Source organism: Nocardia gamkensis NBRC 108242 (genome assembly GCF_001612985.1).
GTDB classification, from domain to species: domain Bacteria; phylum Actinomycetota; class Actinomycetes; order Mycobacteriales; family Mycobacteriaceae; genus Nocardia; species Nocardia gamkensis.
In genome coordinates this window covers 31,808-47,117 of record NZ_BDBM01000010.1, presented here as the reverse complement: position 1 = coordinate 47,117, position 15,310 = coordinate 31,808, and the positions used below count along the sequence as shown (strand labels likewise).

The window sequence follows — 15,310 nt, the reverse complement described above, 5'->3', positions numbered from 1 at the left end:
GAGTGGAGCGACGGCGGTGTAGACGGTGGCCGGGTGGCGGTGGTGACTGCTGCTGATGGTGGCCGTTTCCGCGTGACCCGCCTCGGTCGGCCAGGCAATCAGCCGGTTGTGTTGGTACCAGGCACTTTCGACAACCGGCGACTCTACTTGTGGCCGGGTGGTGGTGGCCTGGCTGTGGTGCTGGCGCAGGCGGGGTTCGATGTCTGGGTGGTGGAACGACGCGGCGTCGGCGGTATAGAGCGGGTCGCGGGGGTTCGAGCGGGCTGGGAGGAGGCGCTACGCCAGGATTTGCCCGCGATGCAGAGGCTCATCGCGAAATCAACTGCTGTGCCTGTCTTCTGGGTCGGGCATTCCTTCGGTGGGGTGTTGGTCGCCAGGGCGGTCGCTGAAACTCTGGACCGCGACCGGGTGGCGGGGCTGGTGTTGGTCAGCGCCGCTGTGGACATCGCGCTGCTGACCACTTCGATCGCGACGACCGTTCTGTCTTCCCGCCGGTGGGGCGAGGTGTTTCCCGCCCGTGCGCTGCGGCTGGGCCCGGAGGACGAGCCGGGCGAGGCGCTGGCCGACGCGATCGAATGGGCCGGTGCCGAACGTCGGCACTCATGCATCAGCGCCTTGGTGGCCGCCGTTGCCGAGGTGCCCGTGCTGGCCTTGGCCAGTCCACTCGATCTCATCGCCCCGCCCGCTCGCTGCCGCCACTTGGCACGTGCGTGCGGCTCACGGGACATGCGCGTGCAGTCGCTGTCGCGGCGACAGGGCTTCGCGCTCGATCACACCCATGCCTCGCCCCTGCTGCATCCCCGCGCCGCCCACGACGTGTTCCCGTTCCTGCGCGACTGGCTGATCACCCGCAGTGCTACCCAGAACACCTTGATCGCCGCAGAGCCCGCCGACCCCGCGCCGCGACGGCACCACCTGGAGTTCACCGCCGATCTCGACGCCGACATCGACACGGTGTTCGACGTGCTCACCGACCGGTGGGCGGAGTTGTGGCCGGTGCGTCAACAGCGAGCACGCGACGGTCTCATCCCGGGCGTCCCCAACGGGCTGGGCTGTATCCGAGCCCAGCGCGCCCTGGGGATCTGGCCTATCCACGAACAGATCACCGTCCACCAGCGACCCCACCTGATCGAGTACCGCACCATCCGCGGACCCGTGCGCCGCCACCGTGGACGTATCCGGCTCAGAACCTCCGGGCCCACCACCCACCTGGACTATCGCTTCGAATTCGACACCCCACCATGGATCCCCGGTGCGCTGCTGGCAGCTGCCCTGCGCCACACCTGGTCCCACTACAGCCTGCCCCGCCTGCACACCTTGTGCACCCACGCAGCGGGTCCGCCGCAGCACCGACCGCAGACAATGACCGGACGCGACCTTCGAGGCCTCCAGACCCCGGCATCGTCCACGGCTTCGGCGACACCTCGGCGGCAGCGTCACTGGACATAGCGCACCCCGAGGCCGCCCGAAACTCAGAGGAGCAATGATATACGGCCCGCGTAATGCTCGTCGCAAGTGAAATTGCGTGGCGCACAGTCATATCGATGCTCGACGCAAAGTGTCCGGTCATGTGGACCGGGCCATTATCCGACCCCTCCCGGAGAGATCATGAACAGATTCCGACTCGTTCACTCGCTGACGGTCGCCGCCGCGGTGTGCTCGCTGACCGGCATCCTCGCCGCAGCCGCCAGCGCTATACCGCCACCGTTCGATACCCCGCCCGGTGCCAACAACTGGGCATGCAAGCCCACTCCCGCCCATCCTCACCCGGTGGTCCTGGTGCACGGCACCATGGCCAATGCCGCGGCCAACTGGGTGGTGCTCTCGCCCCTGCTCGCCCACGCCGGATACTGCGTATTCGCCTTCGACTACGGAGAAACCGAGCACTCGCGCGGGGTGTTCTACGGACTCGGCGACATCGCGGCCTCGGCGCACACCATGGCCGAGTTCGTCGACAGGGTGCTCGCCGCCACCGGGGCCGGCAAGGTCGACGTGGTCGGACACTCCCAAGGCGGCATGATGCCCAACTACTACATCAAGCGCCTCGACGGCGCCGCCAAGGTGCGCACACTGATCGGGCTCGCTCCCAGCAATCACGGCACCACCACCGACCTGCAATCCCTGACACTCGAGACCCTGCGCCCGCTCGGCCTGGACCAGCAGTTCGCGGACCTCGCCCTCGCACCTGCGTTCGCCCAGCAACAGGCAGGTTCACCCTTTCAGACCGTCCTGTTCGCCGACGGCGACACAGTGCCCGGCATCCGCTACGCCGTGCTCACCACCCGCCACGATCAGATCATGACGCCCTACACCAACTCCTACCTCGACGGCGCGGAGGTCACCAACATCTCGATCCAGGACCAGTGCCCCGAAGACCCAGTCAGCCACGACGGCCTGTTCGCTGACAGCCCCACCCTGCAGAACGTCCTCAACCTCCTCGGCGCCGCTGAACCCGAGTTCCAACCGACCTGCACCGGCTACGGCCCATAACGCGACCGAGCCAACCGCTCGAGCGGTAGTGGGTACCGGCTTGGGTGTGCTCCGGGAAGCGCCGACCGGATCGCAGGTCAATATCCTCACCTTCTGAACAAACCGGCATCAGCTGGTCCGCGCCCGAGGCCAACCAGCGACCCTGCCACCCGTCTGCTTCCACGCGGGTGAGCCATTGCAGTACGTCGCGGGCCCCGTCGACGATTCTGCCCGCAGGACGCTGGCCGGCGGGTAGCGGCGATGCCAGATCTCGGACTGCATCACGGTGATGAGACGGGCTGCCCGTGGTGTCGCACGGTGGGGTTTGCGTGTGCTGTGGCCATGGCCAGTGATGTTCGCAGCCCGGTTGCCGATCATCGTGGTGACACGCGCAGCCAGTGTCGTACGGCCTTGCTGGGGTGGTGGTCAGTGCTTTTGTTCCTCATCGAGGGTGCGTCTGGTGATTTACCGAACTGGACGCTTGTGAGATTGAAAGTGGTCCGAACTGTGGACGAATCGGCGAATGCCTCCGGCCCGTAGCGGTTCGAGGGTGTGGGCTTTCCCGTTCGCCTCTTCCGGTGACGTCTCGTTCCAGCGGTCAGGAGATCACCCACCCGCGCCACGCCGAATCCATTGACGGTCGCCGAGTTCTGCCTACTCGGCGCGGCATAATCCATCGACACGTTGTGGGAGAAAAACCGACCGACTGTTACCCAGGGCGGCTGATGCTGCGGTTTACAGCCCGTTGATGCAAGTTTCGACGACTGGGAGATCGAACGGCTTGCTGGCATTTGCGGCCTGGCTGCCGGATCCACCGAATGATGACTCGAACCGCGCGGTCGATGATTCGGAGAGGAGTGATTGTGGGTTTCACCGTAGTCGACAGTGAGGATGCTCTCGCCGAGGCTGTCGTGAGTGTGCTCGAACGCGAGAATGCGCATGATTTCACGCTGTGGCCGAAACTTGCCGAGTCCGGCTTACTCTCGGTCGCGCTGCCCAAACGCTGCGGCGAGGATACGGGCCTGCTCGAGGTATCGGCGATGCTCACCGAGCTCGCCACCGACGCTGTGGAGGTGCCGGCCTTGACAACACTCGGCTTCGGAGTGCTACTTCTGGCACAAGCCGCTCCGAGAAGTGTGACGGAGAAAATTTTCCCTGCTGTGGCGCAGGGTGCGATACTCACCGCCGCGCTCAACGAGCCCGGTGCACCGTTCGTGGCGGCTCCGAATACAGTGACGGTGATCGAGGGCGGGTCGGTGCGGATCACCGGTCACAAGGTGTGTGTGCCGTATGCCGGGTCGGCACGCTGGATTCTGGTACCCACGGATTGCGGTGTCGCCGTTGTTGATTCCGGCGTATCTGGTGTCAGGTGTGTTCGAAGTCCCGGTGTGAGTAGTGCACCGGAGTATTCGGTGTACTTCGAGCAGGCCGAGATTCCAGCAGAACAGTTGTTGATCGACGGCGCCGCGACGTTGCAGCGGCTGGCGGTGGCAACAATCGGCTCCGTCGCCAACGGGTTGCTCAAAGGACTGCTGAGGGTGCTGACCGAACACATCCGTATCCATCGTCAGTTCGGGCTGGCACCCGCCGAGGTCCGCGCGGCGAGACGAGAGTTCGAAGAGGTGCATGACGTGTCGCGGCTGTTGCAGACGGCATCGCGGTCGGCGAATCAGTTGCTGTCGCATCGAGGCGACGACCCCGAGTACGACGAACGGGTCCGCGACGAGCTCGGAACGCTCGCTCACTGGATCAATGCGCAGTTGCCCGCGGCTATGAGCAAATGTCATCGCCTGCAGGGCGGTGCTATCACTGCCGAGCCGTTCCGCCGCTATTACGCACAGGCCGAGGACCTGGTGCGCTGGCTCGGTGATGATGACTCGTTCCCGATGTTCTCTCCTCTGGAGAAGGCCCAGCACTCCAGGGCCTGAACCAGCCGCAAGCGCGGAAACGGGAAACCTCATGGCCCGGCGTAGCGGCGGCGGGAAGGCCGATCTGACCGATGCCGAGCGGGCGTGGCCGGCGCGTTGCTACCGCCTCGCGGTAGAAACGGCGCGCCGCCCACCAGTGCGACGAACGGCAGCTCATCGACAGGATCCGAAGGCGGACTCCGGGTTGGTTGCAGTGACGCGATGTGCCATCGCAGTACGCCAACGCAGCGGCGATGTACGTGTTTCCGGTGCTGGCGCATCAGGGCGATATTTCGGACAGTCCCCACGCGCCGAGCGGGTCGCGGGAGTACCGGTGGCCGGGTCCCATTCCCGACCGGATTCCAGGGCGGCGTAGAACTCTGCGTCATCGGGCAGTTCGGGGGTGTGAGCGTGCACGATTCCGGCTGGGCGCGGTAGAAGCGGCGGGCGCGTTCCACCGAGCGGTTCGGCACCACACCCCATTCGAGGAGCTGGAGCAGGTCATCGGCGTTGCCGTGGGTGCCACCGGCAGCGCGCTTGCAGGAATTGCAGTCCGATCACCACAAATCCGAACAGCCATCGTGCGACCGTCTGCCCCAACCGGGGGGGTCGGCCGTCCTTCCATCCGAGGACCCGCATTCCGCACACCAGCTACGCGACACTGCCCCGCACCAGCAGTGTGCCGACGACGTGGTTGGCGAATGACACCGCGAGCACACACGGAATGACCGCGCCTAGGAACTCCGCGACACCGTTGAAAGCGTGAAAGGCACGTTACGACAATGCGAAACCCACGACCAGCGCGACGAAGGCGTCTGTCACCGCAGCCAGGGCCAGGCGGTTCTCTCCCGCCTGCTCCGGGATGCCGACCCGCCGAGGTTCAGGCGACTGGGCGGGTGATCGGCTCTGCTGAGGACCGGGTGCGTTGCATTCACGCGACGTATTGCGGCGCCGCGCACCAGCTCTCCCAGGGATGTGGAGGTCGGCACGCGTGCGGGACGCTGAAAAACGACAGCATCGAGCCTTGGGTCACCGCCTCGTCGAACTCGCCCTCTATAACGGAAGGAGCCGGTGAGAGTCGTCGAACAGGGCGCGTTCGGCGAGCCGGGCGGTGGTGAGGGCGGCCAGCGCGGTGGCGGCGAGGAGCATGTACATGACGACGATTTGGTAGCGGATAGCGGTGAGTGGGTCGACGCCGGCGAGGATGAGGCCGGTCATGGCGCCGGGCAGGCTGATCAGGCCCACGACTTTGGTGGCGTCGATCGCGGGGATCAGTGCGGTGCGCAGGGCCGAGCGCCGGTGCGGTGCGAACGCCTGCTGGGCCGAAAGGCCCAGGCATAGGCGGGCTTCGATGGCAGGGCGGGCGTGTTGTGCGTCTTCGTGGAGGCGGCGCAGGGCGATGCCGGTGGCTTGCATGGCGGCGGAGACGATCATGCCGCCGACCGGGACCACGACGCGGGCTTGCGTGGAGATCACTCCGAGTGCCAGCAGCGCGCCCAGGGTGATCCCCGATCCGGTGGCCACGCCGAGGGTGGCGGCGCGGGTCGCGTGCGGCAGGCCCACCCCGCGCCGTCCGGCGACGTGTCCGGCGATGGCGATCATGAGCAGGACCCAGGCCAGAGCGCCGGGTAGTCCGGTGTGCTGGAACAGGATCAGCAGGATTGCGCCGACCGCGACCAGTTGGACACCGGCGCGGGCGGCGGCGAGGAGCAGTTCGCGGGTCAGGTGCAGCTGCTGGCGGTAGGCGACGGCGGCGGCGAGCGCTACCAGGGCCAGCGACATCGCCACTCCACCCCAGCCGGGCACGGAAACACCAGCTGTCATTGGCTCGTGGTGTGATCGAGCGGGCGGGGACTGCGGGTGAGCTGTCCTCGGTGCAGCATCCAGATCGTGTCGGCGACACCGGCGAGGAAGTCGGTGTCGTGACTGACCAGCACGACGGCGCCGCCGCCGCGAGTGTGCTCGCCGATGAGTGCGGTGACCGCTGCGGCGGCGGCGGTGTCCAGGGCGGAGGTCGGCTCGTCCAATAGCAGCACGTCGGGTTCGACGGCGAGCGCGCGGGCCAGGCACACCCGTTGGGCTTGACCGCCCGACAGGTGCGCACAGCGGTGCGCGACGAACTCTGGTGGCAAACCCACCCGTGTCAGCAACTCCTCGACGCGCGGGGCGGGTAAGCCGGGTCGGGCGAGGCGGATCTCGTCGGCGACGGTGTCGGTGAGCAGGGTGGGGTGTTGCGGGACGAGCCCGACGCGGCGGCGCAGCTCGAGCACGTCGAGGCGGGTGATCGGGGTGCCGTCGAGCAGGATCCGGCCGCCGGTGGGGTCGGCGAGCCGGTTGAGCAGCCGTAGCAGCGTGGTCTTCCCGGCGCCGCTGGGCCCGGTCACCGCCGCGCAGGCGCCGCGGGGAAAGACCGCCTCCGCGTCGACGAGCACCGGGGTGCTGGCGTGGCCGGCGCTGACGCGGTCGACGATGATGCCGGTCATGGGTCCTGTCTGTCTATTCGGCGGGGGCGAGGTGGGTGGCGTCGATCGCGGTGCGCAGCGCCTCGGCGAGGGTGACGGCGTCATCGACGGCCCAATAGTGCAGGTAGAACAGGCGCGGGTCATCGGTGAGGGCATGGTTTTGCACCTCGACGACGGCGATGTTGCCTTTGCGCAGTGCTTGGATGACGGGGTTGAGTTCGGGTGCGGTGAGGGCGAAGTCGCCGTTGATCGCGGCTTTGCCGCCGCCGGTGGGCTGGAAGTTGATCACGGTGGTGACCCCGAAGGTCGGAGGCAGCACATGCCCCATATCGGTGATCGTTTCCGCGCGGGTGAGGGTGAACTCGTACAGGCCGCCGTCAGCGGTGCCTGTGCGGCCGAGCGCGGCGTCGACACCGGCGGTGTCGATGTCCATTGGCGGCTGCGGTGCGGCGGCGGGCGGGACTGCCGCGGGCGGGATGGCGGTGGCGTCGAGCGCGGCTTTCAAGCCTTTGGCGAGTTGGGCGGGGTCGCCGAGAGCGTGGATGTGGGTCCACCAGATCGGTGGGGTTTGTTCGAGAACATCGACCTCGATGACCTCACCCGCGCCCATGTGCGCGACGAACAGCCGCCCGCGCCCGGCATCGAGACTGGTGTAGTCGAAGCGCACCGGCCCGCCGGTCAACGCCACCTGCGCGACCTGCCGCAGCGGCAGCTCACCGGGCTGCGGGGGTCCCGCCGGTGGGGAGGTCGAGCATCCGCTCACCGCTACGGCTGCGGCGCCCAGCAGTGCTGCGAATGTGCGCGTCGGGGGCATCACCCACCTCCCACTCGGTGTAACCGTGGTTTCGACACTACGCTAGGGAGAAGGTGCGGTGAAATGCCACCATCGGATCGGAGGATTTCGTGCCCGACTCGCCAGCGGCAACGCCGGGGCAATGGGTGATGCTGTCGTATCGCATACCCCGTGAGCCGTCCACGCCGCGGATCGCGGTGTGGCGCAAGCTCAAACGCCTGGGAGTCGGGCAGATCTCCGACGGTCTGGTCGCCCTACCGGCGGATGCGCGCACGCGTGAGCAGCTGGAATGGATCGCCGAGGAAGTCATCGATGCCGGCGGTTCCGCCTCGATCTGGATCGCCCAACCCGCAACCTTGACGGTCGAACGTGAGCTCGCCGCCACCATGGCCGCCGCACGCGCGGCCGAGTACGCGGCGATCATCGCCGAGGCTGCCGCGGGCCCGGTGTCGCCGACTGCCCGCCAGTCGCTGGCCCGACGGCTGCGCACCGAGCTGCGCGCGATCAAACGCCGCGACTACTTCCCCCCGCCCGGACGCGACCATGCCATCGCCGCAGTCGAAGCTCTTGTCGCGGCAGAGGTTTCACGCGGCCGCCGCGTGTCGTCATGAAGTGGGCGACCCGGGCGGGCATCCACATCGACCGCGCCGCCTGCGCATGGCTGATCCGCCGCCACATCGACCCCGAAGCGGAATTCGTCTTCCTCGCCGACCCGGCCGATCTCCCGACGGAGGCGACCGGGTTCGACATGCGCGGGGTGCAGCTGTCCCACCACGGTGGGGACTGCAGCTTCGAAACCATCCTGCGCCGCTACGAGCTGCACGATCCGGTGCTGTGGAAACTGGCCGCGATCGTGCACGAAGCCGACCTCGACGACGAACGCTACGACGCCCCCGAAGCCCCCGGCCTGGACACCGTACTGCGCGGACTGTCGATGATCTGCACCGACGAACAGATCCTGGAGCTGACCGGCCCGATGTTCGACGGCCTCTACGAATTCCACCGCCGCGCCACCCTCCTGGGCCGCGAACCCAGCTGAACACTCCGCGTCACCCACCACCCTCCACCCCCGCCCGCCACCGGTGTGCGCGCCCTTGGGCGACACGCGGGCATTCCGTCATGCCCGGAGGGGTATTTCACGTCGCACAACTGATGCAACCATGGTTACATTCGCTGCGTGAATGAGTCGACACCACCGAAACAGCGGGACCCTCCGACATCGGCGGAGCGCACACGGACTGTCGGGTTCGCGCGGATCCTCACCTACTTCCTGAAGGATTCCGATGCGTCACGCCATAACCTGCCGGTGGAACGGGCCTTTGCGACACGCACAGACGCGAAAAGTTGCCCGCATTTTACTGGTCCTCGACGAGCCGACCAGCGGGCTGGACCCGTTGATGGAACGCCAGTTCCGGCGCTGCGTCGCGGTGGCCCGGGAACGCGGGCAAACAGCGTTTCCGAGTTCACACATGCTCGGCGAGGTGGAGGCCTCGCGCGATCGGGTCGCGATCCTCGCCGAGTTGCGCCGGCTGCACCGCGGTAGGGATCACCGCCTACTTCCTGCTGATCGGTGCGTTGATCTCCTCGATCCTCGAATTCTTCGAGACGGGCTACGCCCGCCGCGACATGAGAGGCTGGAAACTACAATCGGCCGGCGGCTTGTAGAACCGGTACCCGTCACCGGAGAGCCCTCGGTGCCGGTTGCGATTTGCCCAGATTGTGCCGTGGCTTGATTGTGGCGATCAGGGCGCCTCGAGATGGATCAGGAGCAGTTCGCGCAGCTGGTCGTATGTGCGGTTGAGGGGCGCGATGCTGCGGTCTGCGATCGACATCATGACCGCGCCTTCGATTGCGGCAATTGTCGTGGTCGCCAGGCTGTGCGCGGTACGGGTGGGAACGCCTCGGGCGATGGCTTGCTCGGACAGGTGGTGTTCCCAGCGCCGGAATGCCTGGCTGGACAGTTCCCGGGCGCCGGGTGCTTCGCTTCCGCCGTACGCCGCCGCGGCGATGGGGCATCCGGACTGGTAATCGCTGGTCACCAGCACCCATTTCCAGTACTCGACGAAGGCCTGCAGCATTTCCGGCGGGGACAGCGTGTCGGCCATCTGCTCGATCATCTGCTCGATCCAAGCCGCCGCGGTCCGGACCGACTCCTCGATCAACTCGGTCTTTCCGCCGGGGAAGTGCTTGTAGATCGACTGCCGTGCGGTGCCGCTGTGTTCGAGCAGTTCGGCCACTCCTGTGCCTGCCACCCCTCGACGTCGGAGCAGCTCGATCGCGCTCTCGATCAAGCGGCTCCGCGCATTCGTGGCCATGCGCACTCCTCACCTCTGGCACAGACCCATCCGAGCTAGTGAGGCACCAGATTAGACCATTGTGTCTTATTTGACCTAGGTCCTGTTCAGAGCGTACCTGCATGCGAGGTCCAATAGAGCCTTGCAATAGACCACTTGTTCTACTAACCTCGCCATTACTGTTACGTGTCGTAACGGACAATCTTGGAGGAGCGGTCGATGACAATCGAGGTGAGTGAGATCCGGTCCGGGGGCGACGAGGCCCGGGCGTACGCGGACAAGCTGTCGCTGCTGTCGGAGGGGTCGGTGCGCCGACGTTTCGACCCCTACCTCGATATCGACTGGGAGCACTCGGATTTCGATGCCTACACCGCGCCCGAGCGTTGGATCCTCACCCTGTCGGGCGAGATGCTGGGAGCTCACCCCTGGTATCGGGCGTTGCCGCGGGAGCGTCGGATCGCGATCGGCATGTATCGGCAGTCCAATATCGCGAAGGTCGGGTTGCAGTTCGAGCTGATGCTGATCAGCGGTATGGTCCAGCACACCTACCGCCTGCCAAACGGCTCGCCGGAGTTTCGGTACTGCACTCACGAAATCATCGAGGAGTGCAACCACAACCTGATGTTTCAGGAGATGGTCAACCGCATCGGTATCGATGTGCCCGGAATGACACCGTGGTTGAAGACTCTGCTCGGATACGTGGCCGGGCCCGCCGCATCGTTGTTCCCGAACCTGTTCTTCATGGGCGTACTGGCCGGTGAGGAGCCTATCGATCACATCCAGAAGGCGATCCTGCGCTCCGGGGAGGACGTGCATCCGATCATGCGCTCAGTGATGGCTATCCATGTGGCCGAGGAAGCACGCCACATCTCGTTCGCGCATGAGTTACTCAAACAGCATGTGCCGCAGTGTAGCCCGGTTCACCGACTGGGCTTGTCGGTGGCCTTGCCGATCATCATGTTCGCGCTCGGCCGCGCTATCGTCACCCCTCCGCGGGCGTTTTTCACCGAGGCGGGTATCCCCGGCTGGGTGCGCAAGGAAGTGTTCTACGGTTCGCCGGATTCGAAACAGGCCTTCGCCGATTTCTTCGCGGATGTCCGCGCCCTCGCCGCTGAGATCGGGTTGATCAACCCGATCTCCCGCCGGGTATGGAAGCTGCTCGGCATCGACGGACACACCACCCGCTACCGTTCCGAACCCCACCGGCGCATGGCGGCCTGATTTTGGCAGTTCCCGCAAGGCCGGTGCTGTCGCGGAATTGAGCCGCCGCCGCCAGCACCACAGTGGCCGCCGGCCCGCGGTTGTCGGACCACCGTGCCGGTCGGGCCGACAGCCACCCCTTCCGAGCCGGCCCTATCGCAATGACGAGGAGTCGATTTCCTATGCCCCACTCATCTGTTGCAGAACTACCCGAACCGACAGTGGACACCCCAGACCCGAGGGTGCGGGCCCGGTGGCCGGTGCTGGTCGTCATCTGCCTCGCGGAACTGCTCGTGGTGCTCGACAACACCGTCGTCAATGTGGCGTTGCCATCACTGGGAGTGCAATTGCACGCCGGCTTCAGCGGGTTGCAGTGGGTGGTCGACGCCTACACACTCACCTTCGCGGGCCTGCTGCTGGCATTCGGTCACCTCGGAGATCGCTACGGCCGACGCAAGGTGATGATGCTCGGTCTGGCCGGAGTCGCGGTGATGTCGCTGGGTGGCGCCTTGGCGACCGACCTCGGCCAGGTGATCGCCGCCCGCGCCGCGATGGGGGTGTTCGCCGCCGCGGTGTTCCCAGCGACCCTGGCGATGATCATCAACATCTTCACCGACGTCAGGGACCGGGCGATCGCTATCGCGGCGTGGACGGCGATGGCCGGGTTCGCCATCGCGATCGGGCCCACCGCCGGCGGCTGGCTACTCGAGCACTTCTCCTGGCATTCGGTCTTCTGGGTCAACGTTCCCGTGGCCACCGCCATTCTGGTTCTTGCCCGCCTCCTGGTCCCGGAGTCGAAGGGCGTGCATGTCGGCAGGCTCGACGTCGTCGGCATCGCCCTGTCGCTGGTGAGCATTACCGCCTTGGTATGGACCATCATCGAGGCCCCGCATCAAGGCTGGCTTTCCCCGATCAGCCTGGTGGGCTTCGTCATCTCGGTGGTCTGCTTCGCGGTGTTCGTCCGGTGGGAGATGCGCACCGCCGCTCCCGTGCTGAACATGAACCTGTTCCGGGTCCGGCGGTTCTCGTTGCCCGCGGCGGCGATCGCGGTCGCCTACTTCTGCATGTTCGGGTTCTTGTTCATGATCACCCAGTACTTCCAGGGAGTGATGGAGCTGTCGCCGCTGCAATTCGGTTTGCACTCGCTGCCGTTCGCCGCGTCCATCGCCGTCGGCGCCCCACTGGCGACGCTGATCGCCCAGAAGGTCGGCACCACCGCCGTGATCGTTTCCGGTCTGGTGGTGATGAGCGTGGGGATGTTCATCGCCGGGCAGGTGAAGGTGGAGACACCGTATGTGGGTCCTGTGCTCGTCTCGATGGTACTGATGGGCTTGGGGCTGGCGATCGTGCAAGGCCCGGCAACGGAATCGATCATGTCCTCGGTGGCACTCGACGAAGCGGGAGCCGGTTCGGCGGTCAACGACACCACTCGCGAGGCGGGCGGAACTCTCGGCGTCGCGGTGCTCGGATCGATCGTGGCGTCGGTGTATACGACCGAGGTCGGCCCGCGCATCGACGCCATCCCAGACTTCCTGATGACCCCGAACGAGAAGAGCTTCGCTCGCGAATCCGTCATCGCCGTCCTGGAAATGGTCAATCGCCCCACCGACCCCGCTTTCGCCCGACCGAAGGCCGATCTGATCTACGCAATGAAATCCGCGTCCATGGAGGGATTCGCGCTCGCGTCCTACGTGACGGTTTCGGCGTCACTGTTGCTCGCGGTTGCGATCGCCATCTTCCTGCCGTGGAAACCCGCTGGGGATTCAGTGCTCCTCGCATATAAGGAAAAGCTCGAGCCATGAGGAGCGAGTCGGGAGCAGGCACGCGAGAATCACCGGCGGCCACCGAATTCCCCTACGCGCGTCGCGCCCGGCGACCACCGCACCATTGGTGAACTCCCGGACGATAACGGTGAATTCCCGAGCCTCAGCTGGGAGAAGGCGGACAAGGCTTGACAGATTGGAGCGGAACGCTCCAGGTCCACCGAATACCGGTCGCCGATCGATCCACGCCGTCGGCTGGCGGTACAAGGCGCGCTATGTCCGCGGCCGGCTCGGGCACGCCGAGTTCGCTCTTCCGAAGGCACGGCTTGGGAGTGCGTGGAGCGGCCTTGCCGGATCAGCGAACCGGGTCAGCTGGTGGGGATGCTGTGCGGCTACGGCGCGCTCACGGACCGACCCACCGTGTTAGCCGCCATGCGGCTAACACTGTAGGCCTCGGTTCACGAATGCGTGGCACCACGCGGGCTTGTGCGACCCAGCCGGATTCCAGCGCGCCCGATCGCAGGAGGGGCAATGACCGGAACCAGTAAGGCGATCAAGCGGAAGATCCTGCCGAGGACCCAGAAGCCCGACGAGCGAAGCTCGGACTGGTACTCGAGTGGGTCTCGTCGCTTGATTCATCCGAGCGACACGCTTTGCCGCCGCATCGGCACTGATCGGTGCGCTGCCCTCTAACCTTTGCCTGTGTCGACCACCCCTCCAGAGCTGCACACCCACCAGGACGTGAGCGCGTCCTGCGCCCCAGGCGCGCACCCCGTCGACGCTGCGCCGCCTGGGCATATGACCGCGGCGGAGTTTCGGGAACATGGTCGCGCGGTGGTGGATTGGGTGGCCGACTACTGGGAGCGGGTGGAGTCGCTGCCGGTGTTGTCGACGGTGCCGCCCGGTGCGGTACGTGCGCAACTGCCGGCATCGCCACCGGAATCCGGCGAGCCGTTTCCCGACCTGCTCGACGATATGGATCGCGTCATCGTGCCCGGCCTGACCCATTGGCAGCATCCCGGTTTCTTCGCCTACTACCCGACGGGTGCGTCGGGTCCGGCAGCGCTGGCCGATCTGCTCGCCTCCGGATTGGGTGTGCAGGGGATGCTCTGGCAGACCAGCCCGGCCTGTACCGAATTGGAACAGCATGTCCTCGACTGGCTCGCCGGGCTGATCGGCCTGCCCGAACGCTTCACCTTCGCCGGCACCGGCGGCGGGGTCGTTCAGGACGGCGCCTCCACCGCGATGCTGGTCACGCTGCTCGCGGCGCTGCACCGGGCCTCCGACGGGCAGGTGGCACGCGACGGTATCGGCAGCGGCCGCTACGTCGTCTACACCTCCACCGAGGCCAACTGCGGCTTCGAGAAGATCACGCGCATCACCGGTCTGGGCTCCTCGGCGGTGCGCTTCATCCAGACCCGCGCCGACTTGTCGATGGACCCGGAGGCACTTCGTGCCGCAATGGCACAGGACGTGGGTCTCGGGTTCACTCCCGTGCTGGTGATGGCGACGGTGGGCACGACGTCTACCGGTGCGATAGATCCGGTGGGACTCATCGGCCCGGTCTGTCGCGAGTACGGCGCTTGGCTGCATGTGGACGCGGCGTACGCGGGCGTCGCAGCGATCTGTCCTGAGCTGCGCTGGATTCACGCCGGCGTGGCCGAGTTCGCCGATTCCTATGCGACCAACCCGCACAAATGGCTGCTCACCGCCTTGGACTTCGACGCCTGCTACGTCGCCGATCGCGGTGCTCTGACCCAGGCGCTGTCGGTGCTGCCGGAATACCTGCGCAACGGTGCGAGCGAATCGGGTGCGGTCGTGGACTACCGGGATTGGCAAGTGCCAGTCGGGCGTAGGTTCCGGGCGTTGAAGCTGTGGGCGGTGATCCGCTGGTACGGTGCGGCCGGGTTGCGCGAGCATATTCGGCACAGTGTGGCACTGGCCCAGCAGTTCGCCTCCTGGGTCAGAGCGGATGAGCGCTTCGAAGTGCTGGCTCCGCATCCGCTGTCGCTGGTCTGTTTCCGGTTACGCGGCGACGATTCGGCGAATCACGAACTGCTCGATGCGGTCAACGCGACCGGACGAGTGTTCCTGTCGCACACCAAGGTTCGTGGCGCATTCGCACTCCGGCTTGCCATCGGCGGCACTGCCACCCGACGCGAGCACGTCGCCGCCGCGTGGGCGCTGCTAGCCGAACACGCGAGCATCGCACGACACCGACTCGGACGCGGTGACCAGATCGATGCGGTTTCGCCCGAGATCGGGTGATCAGGCCACCGCTGCCGACGATGACCGGCGGTCTCGTTGTCGGCCCGATTGCCAAACGGTTCGAGTGTCGCCGGGGAGTCGTATGCGTGGGACGCAGCGGTACATCGACGCGCAGCCAATCGTCCAGCACCATCGAGCATTTCGGTACAGCGGC

At 66.3% G+C, this 15,310-nt stretch carries 12 protein-coding genes and 1 pseudogene; 9 read left to right on the top strand and 4 right to left on the bottom strand.

Annotated elements, in window-relative coordinates; translation table 11 throughout:
- Positions 1 to 108 precede the first annotated feature (108 nt).
- The 3 genes from NG1_RS11275 to NG1_RS11265 all read left to right on the top strand — a co-directional run bounded on the left by NG1_RS11275 (position 109) and on the right by NG1_RS11265 (position 4,397).
- Positions 109 to 1,449, top strand: a complete 1,341-nt coding sequence (locus NG1_RS11275; protein ID WP_063910319.1) for an alpha/beta fold hydrolase — start codon at positions 109 to 111, stop codon at positions 1,447 to 1,449.
- Between the two features lie 159 nt (positions 1,450 to 1,608).
- On the top strand, positions 1,609 to 2,490 hold the full coding sequence (locus NG1_RS11270; RefSeq protein WP_062969996.1) for an esterase/lipase family protein: 882 nt from the start codon (positions 1,609 to 1,611) through the stop codon (positions 2,488 to 2,490).
- An 842-nt stretch (positions 2,491 to 3,332) separates the two neighbouring features.
- Positions 3,333 to 4,397 carry an acyl-CoA dehydrogenase family protein gene (locus NG1_RS11265; protein WP_062969995.1) on the top strand — a complete coding sequence of 355 codons (1,065 nt, stop codon included), beginning with the start codon at positions 3,333 to 3,335 and terminating at the stop codon, positions 4,395 to 4,397.
- A gap of 1,032 nt (positions 4,398 to 5,429) precedes the next feature.
- On the opposite strand, the gene NG1_RS11260 is transcribed toward NG1_RS11265, so the two are convergent.
- The 3 genes from NG1_RS11260 to NG1_RS11250 are packed head-to-tail and all read right to left on the bottom strand — an operon-like array spanning position 5,430 to position 7,652.
- Entirely contained in the window at positions 5,430 to 6,200 is a 771-nt protein-coding gene (locus NG1_RS11260; protein ID WP_062969994.1) for an ABC transporter permease, read from the bottom strand.
- On the bottom strand, positions 6,197 to 6,859 hold the full coding sequence (locus NG1_RS11255; RefSeq protein ID WP_062969993.1) for an ABC transporter ATP-binding protein: 663 nt from the start codon (positions 6,857 to 6,859) through the stop codon (positions 6,197 to 6,199). Before NG1_RS11255 ends, NG1_RS11260 begins: the two co-directional genes overlap by 4 nt.
- A gap of 13 nt (positions 6,860 to 6,872) precedes the next feature.
- The gene (locus NG1_RS11250) at positions 6,873 to 7,652 is read right to left on the bottom strand and encodes an LppY/LpqO family protein (RefSeq protein ID WP_062969992.1); all 780 of its coding nucleotides are present in this window, start codon (positions 7,650 to 7,652) and stop codon (positions 6,873 to 6,875) included.
- Between the two features lie 89 nt (positions 7,653 to 7,741).
- On the opposite strand from NG1_RS11250, the gene NG1_RS11245 reads away from it, so the two are divergent.
- The 3 genes and pseudogenes from NG1_RS11245 to NG1_RS38195 all read left to right on the top strand — a co-directional run.
- Positions 7,742 to 8,242: a Chromate resistance protein ChrB gene (locus tag NG1_RS11245; RefSeq protein WP_245659860.1), complete on the top strand. Its 501-nt coding sequence runs from the start codon at positions 7,742 to 7,744 to the stop codon at positions 8,240 to 8,242.
- Positions 8,239 to 8,670 carry a chromate resistance protein ChrB domain-containing protein gene (locus tag NG1_RS11240; RefSeq protein ID WP_062969990.1) on the top strand — a complete coding sequence of 144 codons (432 nt, stop codon included), beginning with the start codon at positions 8,239 to 8,241 and terminating at the stop codon, positions 8,668 to 8,670. Before NG1_RS11245 ends, NG1_RS11240 begins: the two co-directional genes overlap by 4 nt.
- Before the next feature lie 316 nt (positions 8,671 to 8,986).
- Positions 8,987 to 9,169 (top strand): annotated as a pseudogene (locus NG1_RS38195) (ABC transporter ATP-binding protein); the annotation flags it as partial.
- Between the two features lie 204 nt (positions 9,170 to 9,373).
- On the opposite strand, the gene NG1_RS11235 reads toward NG1_RS38195, so the two are convergent.
- Positions 9,374 to 9,946, bottom strand: a complete 573-nt coding sequence (locus NG1_RS11235; protein ID WP_062969989.1) for a TetR/AcrR family transcriptional regulator — start codon at positions 9,944 to 9,946, stop codon at positions 9,374 to 9,376.
- Positions 9,947 to 10,144: 198 nt separating this feature from the next.
- On the opposite strand from NG1_RS11235, the gene NG1_RS11230 reads away from it, so the two are divergent.
- From NG1_RS11230 to NG1_RS11220, 3 genes are all read left to right on the top strand, one after another.
- Complete coding sequence (locus NG1_RS11230; RefSeq protein ID WP_062969988.1) at positions 10,145 to 11,146, top strand: AurF N-oxygenase family protein; 1,002 nt, start codon at positions 10,145 to 10,147, stop codon at positions 11,144 to 11,146.
- Positions 11,147 to 11,307: 161 nt separating this feature from the next.
- Positions 11,308 to 12,927 carry an MFS transporter gene (locus tag NG1_RS11225; RefSeq protein ID WP_062969987.1) on the top strand — a complete coding sequence of 540 codons (1,620 nt, stop codon included), beginning with the start codon at positions 11,308 to 11,310 and terminating at the stop codon, positions 12,925 to 12,927.
- Between the two features lie 663 nt (positions 12,928 to 13,590).
- Positions 13,591 to 15,156: an aminotransferase class V-fold PLP-dependent enzyme gene (locus NG1_RS11220; RefSeq protein ID WP_217275351.1), complete on the top strand. Its 1,566-nt coding sequence runs from the start codon at positions 13,591 to 13,593 to the stop codon at positions 15,154 to 15,156.
- The last annotated feature ends 154 nt before the right edge of the window (positions 15,157 to 15,310 follow it).

Bases quoted from the DNA above. Each gene is read 5' to 3' on its own strand.
- NG1_RS11270 (WP_062969996.1), top strand. From the start codon at position 1,609: ATGAACAGATTCCGACTCGTTCACTCGCTGACGGTCGCCGCCGCGGTG.
- NG1_RS11260 (WP_062969994.1), bottom strand. From the start codon at position 6,200: ATGACAGCTGGTGTTTCCGTGCCCGGCTGGGGTGGAGTGGCGATGTCG.
- NG1_RS11255 (WP_062969993.1), bottom strand. From the start codon at position 6,859: ATGACCGGCATCATCGTCGACCGCGTCAGCGCCGGCCACGCCAGCACC.
- NG1_RS11250 (WP_062969992.1), bottom strand. From the start codon at position 7,652: ATGCCCCCGACGCGCACATTCGCAGCACTGCTGGGCGCCGCAGCCGTA.
- NG1_RS11240 (WP_062969990.1), top strand. From the start codon at position 8,239: ATGAAGTGGGCGACCCGGGCGGGCATCCACATCGACCGCGCCGCCTGC.
- NG1_RS11235 (WP_062969989.1), bottom strand. From the start codon at position 9,946: ATGGCCACGAATGCGCGGAGCCGCTTGATCGAGAGCGCGATCGAGCTG.
- NG1_RS11230 (WP_062969988.1), top strand. From the start codon at position 10,145: ATGACAATCGAGGTGAGTGAGATCCGGTCCGGGGGCGACGAGGCCCGG.
- NG1_RS11225 (WP_062969987.1), top strand. From the start codon at position 11,308: ATGCCCCACTCATCTGTTGCAGAACTACCCGAACCGACAGTGGACACC.